The following is a 13,088-nucleotide window of genomic DNA, read 5'->3' as shown; positions in this document are numbered from 1 at the left end:
GCGCCGGGGGTGTCCGATCGGGCCGCCCCTGCCGGAGGTGCCCACCGGTCAGGCGGACGCGGGCAGGTCGGGGGCGGACTCGCGCACGGTCAGGCGGGTCGGGAGGATCAACGGGCTGGGGCGGTGTCCCTCGATGGCACTGAGCAGCATCCTGGCCATCTCCTGCCCCAGCGCCCGTACCGGCTGATGGACCGTGGTCAGCGGCGGGCTGGTGTGCCGGGCGCTCGCCAGGTCGTTGAAGCCGATCACCGCGACGTCCTCGGGCACCCGGAGCCCCCGTTCCCGCAAGGTGCGCAGCGCGCCGATGGCCATCGCGTCGGAAGCCGCGAACACCGCGTCGGGATAGGGGTGCGCCCGGAGCAGCCGCTCCATCGCCTCGGCGCCGCCCTCCTCGGTGAACTGCCCGGGCTCGACCCCGAGCAGGGGCAGGCCGGACAGGGTCAGACCGTCGGTGAACCCCTGCTCACGCGCGACCGCGGCCCTGGCGTCCACCTGGCCGGTGATCATGACGGGCCGTCGGCGGCCCGTGCGTGCGAAGTGCTCGGCGGCCAGGCGGGCACCGCCCCGGTTGTCGGCGTCCACGTACCACGTGGGCTCCCCGATGAGCGGGAGCCCGCCGAAGACGACGGGCAGATCGACCTCCTCGCCCAGGCGGCCCAGCGGATCGTTGCCCCGCAGCGCCATCAGCATGACGCCGTCGGCACGGCGGGAGCGCAACAGCCGCTCGAACCTCTCCCGGCCGCGCGGGGTGTTGGCCAGCAGCAGGATCAGTTCCAGTTCGGTCTGCTCCAGCGCCGCGCTCACCCCGACGATGACCTCCGCGAAGAACGGGTCCGCGAACAGCCCCGGTTCGTCGCTGGAGAGCGCCAGCACCACCGCTCCGACCCTGCGGGTCGCGAGGGCCTGCGCGGACGGATTGGGCACGAAGTCCAGCTCGCGCACCGCCCGTTGGACAGCCTCTCGCTTGGCACGGCTGACGTGCGGGGCGTTGTTGATCACCCGGGAGGCCGCCGTGCGCGACACACCGGCGCGAGCGGCCACCTCGTCGAGGGTCGGCATGCGCTTGGGTGACGGCTCCATGGCAGAACTGCTCCTCGGGCTCACGCGGACGGCGAACAGCGGACGACGAACAACGAACGGGCGGAGGTCGAACAGCGGCCATGATTCCATGCTCCGCCCGGCTTCGGACCGGTACTCGGATGTCGTCCGTGGTCTCGATCTGGTAGCGCTTCCAACGAATGACGCCATACCAGCCATCGACGCTACTTCCGTGTTCAACCACTTGACACACCCCGGCGACGGCCCAATCATCCCATCAGCGCGATCCGCCCCCACCCCAAAACTGGAAGCGCTTCCACTTCCCCACCCCCACCGGAGGAAGAACCATGCGCAAGTCCGTCCGAGCCGCATCCGCCCTACTGGCCGGCGCCCTCACCGCCGGTCTCGCCCTGATCAACGCCGGCCCGGCGTACGCCGCCGACCCGACCACCATGACCAGCGGCTTCTACACCGACCCCGACAACTCCGCCCTGCGGTGGACCAACGCGAATCCCGGCGACGGGCGGGCGGCGGCGATCCGGACGTCCATAGCCAACACCCCGGCGGCCCGCTGGTTCGGCAACTGGAGCGGCGACATCGGCGCCGCCACCGGGGCCTACGCCGGCCGCGCGGACTCCTACGACAAGTTGCCGGTCCTGGTCGCGTACAACATCCCCAACCGGGACATCTGCGCCGGTCAGTCCGGCGGGGGCGCCGGGAGCCGCGCCGCGTACGACGCCTGGATTGCCGCCTTCGCCAGTGGCATCGGCAGCCGCCCGGCCGTCGTCGTCCTCGAACCCGACGCGCTCGGCCACGAAAGCTGCATGACGGTAACTCAGATCGCCGAGCGCAACGCCATGTTGAGGAACGCGATCGCCCAGTTCAATGCCAAGGCGCCCAACACCTGGGTCTACCTCGACGCCGGGAACTCCGGCTGGATCGGCGCCTCGACCATGGCGCAGCAGCTCGCCGCCGCCGGGGTCGGCGGGGCGCACGGCTTCGTGCTGAACGTCTCCAACTACTTCACCACCGACCAGAACACCTCCTACGGCAACGCGGTCAACTCCGCCCTGGCCCCGTACGGCTACACCAAGCCGTTCGTCATCGACACCAGCCGCAACGGCAACGGCTCCAACGGCCAGTGGTGCAACCCCGCCGGCCGCCGGATCGGTACTCCCACCCAGCGCGGCGGCGGTGCCGAGATGCTGCTGTGGATCAAGGTCCCCGGCGAGTCCGACGGCAACTGCGGCGTCGGGGCCGGTTCTTCGGCCGGACAGTTCCTGCCGGAGGTCGCACTCGCATACAAGATGATCTACGGCTACTGACCCGCCCCGCCTCCCTCCCCTCCCCTCCCCTCCCCGAAGGCCGGGCCCCGGCACCGGGGCGAGCCCCGCGGTCCCAGGCCAGGGCCCGGCACCCGAGCACCCCTACCGAAGGAACCCCGTGCGCATCCCCCTGCACCGATTAGTCCTGGCAGCGAGCGCGCTCACGCTGCTCCTCGGCGCCGTCGCACCGGCCTCCGCCTCCGCCTCCGCCGAGGCGAGCCCCGCGCCGGCCTCCCACACGCTTCCCGCCAGCACCCGCTTCTATGTCGACCCCTACGGCGACGCGGCCCGCCAAGCCGTCACCGACCTCCTCCACCGGGACTTCGAGGGGGCCGAGTCCATGGCGAAGCTGGCCAGTTGGCCGGAGGCCGCCTGGTTCACCAACGGCACCCCGGAGCAGGTCGAATCCCGCGTACGCGACCTGGTGCGCCGGGCGGAGCGGACCCGGACTGTTCCCGTCCTGGTGGCCTACGACATCCCGCTGCGCGACTGCTCCCAGTACTCCTCCGGCGGCGCGCGGTCGGACGCCGAGTACCAGGCCTGGATCAGCGCCTTCGCCCGGGGGATCGGCCGCAGCAAGGCCGTCGTCATCCTCGAACCGGACGGGTTGGCCAACCTCCCCTCCGACTGCGGGCCCGGCAGCGACCCCACCGGCGCGATCACCACCAGACGCTACGCCGATCTCAACCACGCGATCGACGCCCTGGAGCGGCAGCCGAACAGCGTGGTCTACCTGGACGCCGGGAACAGCCACTGGCGCAGCGTCGGCGACGCCGCGCAACGCCTCCTCCAGGCAGGTGTCACCCGCACCCAGGGCTTCTCCCTGAACGTCTCCAACTATCTGGCCACCGATCTGTCCACCCACTACGGCACCTGGGTCTCACAGTGCCTGTGGTTCGCCACCAAGGGTCCGGACTGGGCCAAGGGGCACCCCGATTGGTGCGCGAGCCAGTACTACTCCCCCGCGGCTCCGAACGACGGGCAGCCGGGGAACGCCGTGAACGTGGACGACCCGGCCACCTGGCACTGGACCGACCTGTGGTTCCGGCAGAACGTCGGCACTCCGCCCGCGCAGGTGCTCACCCACCTCGTCGTGGACACCGGCCGTGACGGCCGGGGCGCCTGGACCCCGCCCGCGGGCAAGTACAGCGGCGACCCGCAGACCTGGTGCAACGCTCCCGGTCGCGGTATCGGGGCCCGGCCGACCGCGAACACCCGCGTCCCGCTCGTGGACGCCTACCTGTGGATCAAGACCGTCGGCCAGTCCGACGGCGAGTGCAACCGCAGCATCCCGGGCGGCACCATCGACCCGGAGTACGGCGTCGTCGATCCCGCGGCCGGCGTGTGGTGGCCGGAGCAGGCCAAGTCCCTCGTTCGGAACGCCGCCCCCGCACTGGAGTTCAACACGGGCCTGCGCTGACCGGAGACGCGGACTGAAGGAAATACCCGTTCATGGCGGAATCTCGCATGGCGGGATCTCGTCCCAGGCGGCCGCTGTTCTCATTTCGCCTGAGCTTCAGCAGATGCCCAGTCGAGCGATCCTCATCGAAATATTTTCGATGAGGATCGCTCTATGGAAAGCGGCGATTTGGGTATTCGAAGGGCCGAATTCTCGAAAGCCTTTCGAAACTCTTGACATGTTTCTGTCGTGTTTCCAGACTGAAGCCCGAGGCGGCACCCCCCGCCCGTGTCCGGGTGCCGGGTGCCGGCCTTGGAGCTTTACGCCCTGATGGTGCGCGACCTTTGTCGATGGACGCGGGCGTCGTTCAAGCGGATTCACTCTGCCGCGCTCCAATCCTTCCGTGTTTTCTGTCCTGGAGGCTCTTTCATGGGCTCAAATGCCATTCCCCCATCCACCGTCCGCCGGAAGATCGGCGTTCTTCGTACGGCGCTGGTCGCCGGCGTCCTCGCTTCGGCCGCCATGCTGGTGGCTCCGCCGGCCTCACACGCCGCCGAGAGCACGCTCGGTGGCGCGGCGGCGCAGAGCAGCCGATACTTCGGTACCGCCGTCGCCTCGGGCAGGCTGGGCGACTCGGCGTACACGACGATCGCCGGCCGCGAGTTCAACATGGTGACGCCCGAGAACGAGATGAAGATCGACGCCACCGAGCCCCAGCAGGGCCAGTTCAACTTCGCCGCAGGTGACCGCGTCTACAACTGGGCGGTGCAGAACGGCAAGCAGGTACGCGGCCACACCCTGGCCTGGCACTCGCAGCAGCCCGGCTGGATGCAGAACCTCAGCGGCAGCACGCTGCGCCAGGCGATGACCAACCACATCAACGGCGTGATGGCCCACTACAAGGGCAAGCTCGTCCAGTGGGACGTCGTGAACGAGGCGTTCGCCGACGGCAGTTCCGGGGCCCGGCGCGACTCCAACCTGCAGCGCACCGGCAACGACTGGATCGAGGTCGCCTTCCGCACCGCGCGCGCCGCCGACCCGGCCGCCAAGCTCTGCTACAACGACTACAACGTCGAGAACTGGAGTTGGGCCAAGACCCAGGCCATGTACGCCATGGTCCGTGACTTCAAGCAGCGCGGCGTGCCGATCGACTGCGTCGGCTTCCAGTCCCACTTCAACAACGACAGCCCGTACAACAGCAACTTCCGCACCACCCTGCAGAGCTTCGCAGCCCTCGGCGTCGACGTGGCCGTCACCGAACTCGACATCCAGGGCGCGTCGGCCACGACCTACGCCAACGTGGCCAACGACTGCCTGGCCGTCCCGCGCTGCCTCGGCATCACCGTCTGGGGCGTGCGCGACACCGACTCCTGGCGGTCGGAGCAATCTCCGCTGCTGTTCGACGGCAACGGCAACAAGAAGCCCGCCTACACCTCCGTGCTCAACGCGCTCAACGCCGGCTCCTCCACCCCCACTCCGACCCCCACGCCCGGTTCCGGACAGGTCAAGGGCGTCGGTTCGGGCCGCTGCCTGGACGTACCCGGCGCCAGCACCACCGACGGCACCCAGCTCAACCTGTGGGACTGCAACAACCGCACCAACCAGCAGTGGTCGTACACCGCCGGGGGCGAGCTCAGGGTCTACGGCGACAAGTGCCTGGACGCCGCCGGCACCGGTAACGGCACCAAGGTCCAGATCTACAGCTGCTGGGGCGGCGACAACCAGAAGTGGCGCCTCAACTCCGACGGATCGATCGTCGGAGTCCAGTCGGGCCTCTGCCTGGACGCCGTCGGCACCGGCACCGCCAACGGCACCCTGATCCAGCTCTACTCCTGCTCGGGCGGCAGCAACCAGCGCTGGACCCGCACCTGACGACCTGCCACGGCGAAAGGGTGAACCGATGAAGACCTACGGTGCGGCCTCCCCCGCCCCTCCACGAAGGCATCGCTGGTGCTCCCGGTTGGCCGCCGTGGTGGCGGCGACGCTCGCGATCGGCATGCTCTTCGCGGTGAAGCCGGCGCCCGCCGAGGCGGCGACGGTGGACGGCAACGCCTGGTACGTCCTGGTCAATCGCAACAGCGGCAAGGCTTTGGACGTCTACGGCGCGTCCACCGCCGACGGCGCGCGGGTCAGTCAGTGGACGCGCAACGACGGGGCCAACCAGCAGTGGCAGTTCGTGGACTCCGGCGGCGGCTTCTACCGGCTCAAGGCCCGGCATTCGGGCAAGGTCCTCGACGTGGCCGGCGCCTCGACCGCCGACGGCGCCGCGATCGCGCAGCGGACCGACGCCAACGCGGCCAACCAGCAGTTCCGACTGGCCGACTCGGACGCGGGCCACGTCCGGCTGATCAACCGCAACAGCAGCAAGGCCTTAGAGGTGCAGGGCGCTTCCACCGCCGACGGCGGCAACGTCGTCCAGTACGGCGACTGGGGCGGCGCCAACCAGCAATGGCAGCTGCTCAAGCTGTCGACCGGCGGCGGATGCGGCAGCGCCCCGACGCTGACGAGCGGTACGCACACGATCCAGAGCGGCGGCAAGAGCCGCAGCTTCATCCTCAGGGTTCCCGACCACTACTCCAACAGCCAGCCCTACCGCCTGATCTTCGCTTTCCACTGGCGGGGCGGGACCGCCGGCGACGTCGCCTCGGGCGGAACGAGCGGGAGCGCCTGGTCCTACTACGGCCAACAGGAGCAGTCCAAGAACAGCGCGATCCTCGTCGCCCCCCAGGGCCTCGACAACGGCTGGGCCAATCCGGGCGGTGAGGACGTCACCTTCGTCGACGACATGATCCGGCGGATCGAGGGCGGCCTCTGCGTCAACCCGGCGCAGCGTTTCGCCACCGGTTTCAGCTGGGGCGGCGGAATGAGCTACGCACTCGCCTGCACCCGGGCGAACGTCTTCAGGGCCGTCGCGGTCATGTCCGGCGGCGAGATCAGCGGGTGCAGCGGCGGCACCCAGCCCATCGCCTACTTCGGAATCCACGGCGTCAGCGACTCCGTCCTCAACATCGCACAAGGACGGGCCCTGCGCGACAAGTTCGTCAGCACCAACGGCTGCACTTCACAGAGCCCGCGCGAACCCGCGCCGGGCAGCCGTACGCACTTCACCACCACCTACTCGGGCTGCCGTGCCGGGTACCCGGTCCAATGGGCCGCGTTCGACGGAGGCCACCTGCCCGGTCCGGTCGACGGCTCCCCCAACGAGAGCGGTGTCACCACCTGGACCAAGGGAGAGATCTGGAGGTTCTTCGCACAGTTCCAGTGACACCGTTCCAAATGACACAGTTCCGGTGACACGCCCGCACCATGGAGTGGAGTCAGGATCATCCTGGCTCCACTCCGTCGTCGTCCTCCGCGGGCCGCCCTGCCGCGGCCGGCGGTCGTAGGGGGTGCGCGCGACCGTAACGCCGGGGTCTGGCTCAACGGCCACGAGCTGGGCGTCACCTACGGCAGCCGCCTGGCGACCGAGTTCGAGGTGACCCAGCAGTTGCGGGCCGGGCGCAACGTGCTGGCGGTGCGGGTTCGCCAGTTCTCCGCGGGCACCTACCTGGAGGACCAGGACAGCTGGCGCCTGTCGGGCATCTTCCGCGACGTGTCCCTGGTGGCCCGCCCCGTGGGCGGCATCCGGGACGTCTTCGTGCACGCCGACTACGACGCGGACACCGCCGCGGGCCGTCTCCGGGTGGAGGCCGACGCGGACGCGCCGGTGCGGATCGACATCCCCGCCCTCGGGATCCAAGACCAGTCGGCCGGGGCCGAGTTCGCCTTCGCGCCGGTACGGCCCTGGAGTGCGGAGGATCCGCAGCTCTACGAGGCGTACCTGGCCACCGGAAGCGAGCGGGTCCGGATCCGGTTCGGGTTCCGCAGCGTGGCCGTCGACGGGGCCGGGGTGCTCCGGGTCAGCGGCCGCCGGGTGGTGCTGCGCGGCGTGAACCGGCACGAGTTCGACCCCGAGCGCTGGCAGCGCAACCCCTCCGACGACCCTCGCTGGCACCACGCCTACCTGGACCACATCGAGCGGACCGTGGAAAGGGACGAGAACCACCCGAGCGTCATCTTGTGGTCGCTCGGCAACGAGGCCGGGGACGGCCGCAACCCTCGGGCCATGTCCGAGGGGGTTCGCCGGCGCGACCCCTCCCGCCCGATCCACTACGAGGGCGACCGGCTCGGCGAGTACACCACGTTCCACGGCGAGATGTGCCGCCCGCCCGCCGCCGTCGCCCGGATCGGACGGGGGGAGCTGCTGCCCGACGAGGTGTCCTACCCGGCCCGCGCAGGCTCGGGCGTCCCGGCGGACGACCCGCGCAACGGCAAGCCCTTCCTGCTCACCGAGTTCGCCCACGCCATGGGGAACGGGCCCGGCGGGCTCGCCGAACACCTGGAGCTGTGCGACGAGTACCCGCGGGTCCGGGGTGGCTACGGTGCTGGACCTGTCCCATCTGCGGTGCACCTGGTTTCAGGCCCGCGACGGGGTCGAGCTGGCCCGGGGCGTGCTGCCCACCCCGCAGCTCGCGGCCGGGGAGCACGGCCGGCTGCCGCTGCCTCGGCTGGATCCTCCGGACGGGGAGGACGGCGGGGGCGAGCGCCGGCTCACCGTCCGGGCGGAGCTGGCCGAGTCCGCCCGCTGGGCCCCCCGAAGGTCACGTGGTCGCCTGGGGACAGCTCCGGCTCTCCGCCGCGGGCCGCCGCGGGCCGATCGGACCGCCCGGCCCGGCCCGCAGCGGGGGCACATTCTGCTCGGCCGCGGCCGCTTCGACAGGAACACCGGAGCTCTGCTGGCCATCGGCGAACTTCCGCTCCGCGGGCCACGGCTGAACACATGGCGCGCCCCACCGACAACGACCGCGGCTGGCACCAGCGCGACGCCGCCTACTGGAAGGGCCGCGGTGTTGACCGGCTGCGGCAGCGCACCGTCTCCGTCACTCCGGACGCACACGGCCTGACCGTCGTCGTCCGCAGCGCCGCCGCCGCGGGCAACTCCGGCTACCTCACCACCTACCGCTGGGACAGCGACGGTGAGGACCTGTGCCTGCGCCTGCGGGTGCACGCCGAACCCGTCGGCCACTGGCCGGAGCGGGGCGACGACTTCCCCGACATCATGGTGGACCCGGCACTCCCGCCGGAGGAGTACCAGGAGCTGGTCCGCAGGGACAGCTCCCGCTCACTGGCCCGCATCGGACTCGACTGCGAGCTTCCCGCCGACCGGTCCCAGGTGGAGTGGTTCGGCACCGGCCCGGGCGAGGCCTACCCCGACTCGCGTCAGGCAGTACGCGTCGGACGGTTCCGCGCGACCGTGGAATAGCTGCAGACGCCCTACGTGCACCCCCAGGAGAACGGCAACCGCGCGGACACCCGCTGGGCCACCTTCACCGACGGAGCCGGCAACGGACTGCGCGTCGCGGGCGAAGATCCGTTCCATTTCGCCACGCGCCGCTGGACCGACCAACAGCTCGACGCCGCACGGCACCACGGCGATCTCGTCCCGGGCCCGCTGATCACCTCCCCACCGACCACGCCGTCCAGGGCCTCGGCACCGCCGCCGTGGAACCCGGTGTCCTGCCTCAGCACCGGCTCGAACTCGGCCCGCCGGACTTCGCGTTCACCCTGACGCCCATCCGGCAGAGCTGAGCCCACCGAGAGCGGCCCGCCGCACCGGAGATTCCGGGGCGGCGGGCGGGCAGGGCCTGGTGGTCGTTCAGGAGCAGAGCGCACCGCCCAATGTGTAGCGCGCCGGGATCGCGTTGGTGCCCGAATACGTCGCCTGGAAGCCGAAGGCCACGCTGCCGCCGGGCTCCAGCGTGCCGTTCCACCCGGCGTCCCGGGCCGTGACCGTGCTGCCCGACTGGGTCACCGTGGCGTTCCAGCCGTTGCTGATCCGCTGATCACCCGCGAAGCTCCAGCCGAGGGTCCAGCCGGAGATCGTCGAAGTTCCGGTGTTCCTCAGGGTCACCGTCGCGGTGAATCCGTTGCCCCAGGCATTGTCGACCCGGTACGACACCGTGCAGGAGGCCGCCGACGCGTCGTCGTCCGCCTCCGTCGCCGTGAACGTCGCCGACTGAACGCCAGGACCACCGACCGTGAAGGTCGCGCTGCCCGACGACGCGTCGCCGTCCTGCGCGGCGAGGACCGAAACCTGTTGCACCGTCGTCCAGTTGGCCGGGGTGAACACCAGGGTCGCGGCTGCCGAGAGGTCCTCGTCGCCGGAATTCCGGGCCACCGTCACCGTCACGTTCTGCGCGGGCGCGGCCGAGAGCCGCACGCCCACCGGCGCCGAGCCGCCCTCCGGGACCGTCACGGCTACCGGGGCCACCTGGACCACGGGCGCCGCCGGGGCGCCGCGCCGCTCAGCCGCGAAGGCCGCCAGCCAGGCCAGCGAGGCGTTCCAGTTGATGGCCACCTCGTTGGTGGAGTACGAGCCGATGTCGTCCACGTAGCACGCCGCCGGTGCGCAGCCCGCCAGCTTCTCCTTGGCCACCGGGTCCTCCAGCCCGGCGTTCGGCCCTCCCGCGAAGGAGCCGGCCGGCGGGTGCGGCAGCGAGGCGTCGTTCTGATGGGCCCAGAACCGGTGGTGCTGGTTCTCGGAGTAGCGGTCGCCGTAGCCGGTGACGTAGGAGAGGTCGAGCGCATTGCGGCCGAGCAGGTAGTCCAGGGACTCCAACGCTCCGGCCCGGTAGCGCTGTTGTCCGGTGATCTCGTACGCGACGGCCAGCACCATCGCGTTGTTGGTGACGGAACTGTTGGAGCCCCACACGTACCCGGTGGCGGGGAGCGGCACCGCGTAGCCCTGTCCGGCCATGGTGGACAGGTGGCCATCGGCGGCCGTGGTCAGCAGGCCGCGCAGTCGGGTCACGCCGTCGGCGGGCAGGGTCACGCCGGGGACGGTGGCGAGGGTGATGCGGCCGAGCGTCGCGGTGCCGCCCCACCAGAACGCGTCGACGGGCTCGGTGTGGTGCGGGGAGGAGGTGACGGCGTCCCGGTACTGGGCCTCGCCGGTGGTGGCCAGGAGTTCCGCCGCCGCCCAGTAGAACTCGTCGGAGACGTCGGCGTCCTCGTACGCACCGCCGCCGGTGCTGTCGCTCGCCGGGGCGAGCACGTTCGGGTTGGCCTTGGCCGCCGTCCAGGCCCGGCGGGCCGCATCCAGGCAGCGCGCGGAGAACGCGGAATCGTACGGCGCGTAGACCCGGGCACACTGCGCGGCCGAGGCCGCCAGGTTCAGCGTCGCGGCGGTCGACGGCCTGTGCAACTCACGCTGCTCGGAATCGAGTTCGGGCCGGGTCGGCAGGGCGGTCCACTTGGCGTCGTGCATCTTGTGGAAGGCCATCCCGGCCATCGGCTTCCCGGCCGGGACCTGCATCCGCAGCAGGAACTCCAATTCCCAACGGGCCTCGTCCAGCACGTCCGGCGTCCCGTTCCCACGCTCCGGCACCCTCAACGTCGCGTCGCCGAGCGCCGCATCGCCGCCCGAACGGCGTGCCCGCTCGAAGGAGTTGACCAACTCCCAGACCGAGATGCCGCCGTTGACCACGTACTTGCCCTGGTCGCCCGCGTCGTACCAGCCGCCGCGCACGTCCAGTTGGTAGTCGCACACCCCGGACTGACAGGGGACGCCGGTGTCGCCCCTGTTGGGGGCGACGCCCAGGTGCCCGGCGGGGCGGGCGTACGCGCTGCCGCCCACCAGGGCGGCGTCGAGCGCGATGCCGCTGCGCTGCTGGTAGAAGAACGACATGCTGTCGGCGCGCAGTCCGTCGTACAGCGAGGCGGAGATGTCGAAGGGGTGGCTGGCCCGGCCGTCGACGACCAGGGTGAAGCCAGTGCCGGTGCCGGTGTACGCGCCGAAGTCCACCAGGTGCGTGGACTGGCCGGACGCCTGGTCGGCGCCGCGCACCGTGGTGGCGCCCGAGGCGGCCACCGCACCGGAGGCGTCCCGCAGTTGCCAGGCGAGCGGGGCTGTCGCGGGGCTGGCCACGGTGGCCCGCTTGGGGCCGTCGGGCAGGTAGCCGAGCTGGTTGACCCGGACGGACGCGTCGGCAGCGGCGACCGCGGTGGCCGCAGTGGCGGCGGCCGCGACCGGAACGGTCAGGGCGGTCGCGGACAGGCTGCCGACGGCCAGTGCGAAGCCGGCGAGTACGGCGACCGCGCGACGTGGCACGCCGCGGGCGGAGGTGACAGGAGGCACGGTGAAGCCTTCCTCGGTGGATGAGGGGCGTAGTGGGAGCGCTCCCAATCAAGCCAGGGACCTGACGGACCCGTCAAGTCACGGGTACGAACCGGTAGTTGAGTGAACCGGATCCGAGAAGCGGCCGACTGCCACCACAGCTTCGGCGGACGTGAACCGGTGGCCCGAAGCCGACGGTCAGAGGCGGCGTCGGCCCCGCGGAGGAGACGCGGTACGCCCTCGAGCCACACCGGCCGCCGGCCGGGATCTCGGGGGTGTCTCGTGCGGTGCATCGCAAGGCGGAGGACCACCTCTCGTACTGGACGTACGTGCGTGGTCCGACAACGCGGCGAGGTGCCGTGCCGTGCCGGGGCGTCGCGACCCGGTGAACCTCTCCGGTCACAGCACTGGGCGGTTTCGTTTCCTGCCCGGATGCCGCGTCCTGTCAAGATCCCCCGGGACGGCGCGGCCCGACGCGCCCCGCCACTGGGCGACGGCCTACGATGCACAGCCATGGAACTCACTCAAATCCGGTTGCTGGTCACGGACTTCACCGCCTGCTACCGCTTCTACCGGGACGTCCTCGGCCTCACCCCGCAGGTCGACGACGAGCGGGGGCCGTACGCGAAGCTCTCGCCCTCGGGCGGCGGCGCGGCGATAGCCCTGCACGACCGTGGGGAGATGGCCGACGTGGTGGCGGCCCTCGCCGGGGCGCCCACCGGGCACCGGGCACTGATCGCGCTACGGGTGGACGACCTCGACTCCGCGCACGCCGACATCAGCGCACGGGGCGGTACGTTCCTGGGCGCTCCGGCCCCGCTCGGTGATCGGATCCGAGTGGCCCACCTCGCCGACCCCGAGGGCAACCTGGTCGAGCTCCAGGAGTGGACCGGGGCGCGTCAGACTGCCTAGGGGCCGTACGTCCAGCGCATCGGTCGGCCACGCGGATGCGTGGGCATCCACGGAGGGCCGGCCAGTCGTGCACCGGGTGGAGGCGACGTCCGTCCCGGACGGTACCGGTTCGCGGCGGTGTCGGACACGGGCCGGTCGCGCCTGCCGCTGCGTGGCGTCGGTGCCGGCCTGCGGGGCGTCGGCGCCAGTCGGGCAGCGACGGGGCAAGGTCGCGCCCCGGCACGGGGCCGACCCGGGTGATCCGGCCCGCGCCGTCGCG

8 protein-coding genes and 2 pseudogenes are annotated in these 13,088 nt (G+C 71.2%); 8 read left to right on the top strand and 2 right to left on the bottom strand.

Annotated elements, in window-relative coordinates; translation table 11 throughout:
- Positions 1-48: 48 nt before the first annotated feature.
- Entirely contained in the window at positions 49-1,080 is a 1,032-nt protein-coding gene (locus ACIBAD_RS33660) for a LacI family DNA-binding transcriptional regulator (RefSeq protein ID WP_398910583.1), read from the bottom strand.
- Between the two features lie 305 nt (positions 1,081-1,385).
- Between ACIBAD_RS33660 and ACIBAD_RS33655 the strand changes: the two genes are divergently transcribed.
- From ACIBAD_RS33655 to ACIBAD_RS33625, 7 genes and pseudogenes are all read left to right on the top strand, one after another.
- Complete coding sequence (locus ACIBAD_RS33655) at positions 1,386-2,363, top strand: glycoside hydrolase family 6 protein (RefSeq protein ID WP_398910581.1); 978 nt, start codon at positions 1,386-1,388, stop codon at positions 2,361-2,363.
- A 118-nt stretch (positions 2,364-2,481) separates the two neighbouring features.
- Positions 2,482-3,783: a glycoside hydrolase family 6 protein gene (locus tag ACIBAD_RS33650; RefSeq protein ID WP_398910579.1), complete on the top strand. Its 1,302-nt coding sequence runs from the start codon at positions 2,482-2,484 to the stop codon at positions 3,781-3,783.
- 408 nt (positions 3,784-4,191) lie between these two features.
- Positions 4,192-5,634: an endo-1,4-beta-xylanase gene (locus tag ACIBAD_RS33645; protein ID WP_134067433.1), complete on the top strand. Its 1,443-nt coding sequence runs from the start codon at positions 4,192-4,194 to the stop codon at positions 5,632-5,634.
- A gap of 97 nt (positions 5,635-5,731) precedes the next feature.
- Entirely contained in the window at positions 5,732-7,027 is a 1,296-nt protein-coding gene (locus ACIBAD_RS33640) for an RICIN domain-containing protein (RefSeq protein WP_398910608.1), read from the top strand.
- 57 nt (positions 7,028-7,084) lie between these two features.
- Positions 7,085-8,122 (top strand): annotated as a pseudogene (locus ACIBAD_RS33635) (glycoside hydrolase family 2 TIM barrel-domain containing protein); the annotation flags it as partial.
- Between the two features lie 52 nt (positions 8,123-8,174).
- Positions 8,175-8,705: a beta-galactosidase domain 4-containing protein gene (locus ACIBAD_RS33630; RefSeq protein WP_398910577.1), complete on the top strand. Its 531-nt coding sequence runs from the start codon at positions 8,175-8,177 to the stop codon at positions 8,703-8,705.
- Positions 8,648-9,370, top strand: a pseudogene (locus ACIBAD_RS33625) (hypothetical protein); the annotation flags it as partial. The gene ACIBAD_RS33630 and the pseudogene ACIBAD_RS33625, both read left to right, overlap by 58 nt.
- Before the next feature lie 87 nt (positions 9,371-9,457).
- Here the strand turns inward: ACIBAD_RS33625 and ACIBAD_RS33620 are convergent.
- Positions 9,458-11,938: a glycoside hydrolase family 9 protein gene (locus ACIBAD_RS33620; RefSeq protein WP_398910575.1), complete on the bottom strand. Its 2,481-nt coding sequence runs from the start codon at positions 11,936-11,938 to the stop codon at positions 9,458-9,460.
- A gap of 492 nt (positions 11,939-12,430) precedes the next feature.
- Between ACIBAD_RS33620 and ACIBAD_RS33615 the strand changes: the two genes are divergently transcribed.
- Entirely contained in the window at positions 12,431-12,829 is a 399-nt protein-coding gene (locus ACIBAD_RS33615; RefSeq protein WP_398910573.1) for a VOC family protein, read from the top strand.
- The last annotated feature ends 259 nt before the right edge of the window (positions 12,830-13,088 follow it).

It is taken from the genome of Streptomyces sp. NPDC051109, assembly GCF_044455885.1.
In the GTDB taxonomy this organism is placed as follows: domain Bacteria; phylum Actinomycetota; class Actinomycetes; order Streptomycetales; family Streptomycetaceae; genus Streptomyces.
Note: the sequence above shows the minus strand (reverse complement) of the source record. Positions and strands in the feature narration are given on the sequence as shown.

Bases quoted from the DNA above. Each gene is read 5' to 3' on its own strand.
- ACIBAD_RS33660 (WP_398910583.1), bottom strand. From the start codon at position 1,080: ATGGAGCCGTCACCCAAGCGCATGCCGACCCTCGACGAGGTGGCCGCT.
- ACIBAD_RS33655 (WP_398910581.1), top strand. From the start codon at position 1,386: ATGCGCAAGTCCGTCCGAGCCGCATCCGCCCTACTGGCCGGCGCCCTC.
- ACIBAD_RS33615 (WP_398910573.1), top strand. From the start codon at position 12,431: ATGGAACTCACTCAAATCCGGTTGCTGGTCACGGACTTCACCGCCTGC.
- ACIBAD_RS33645 (WP_134067433.1), top strand. From the start codon at position 4,192: ATGGGCTCAAATGCCATTCCCCCATCCACCGTCCGCCGGAAGATCGGC.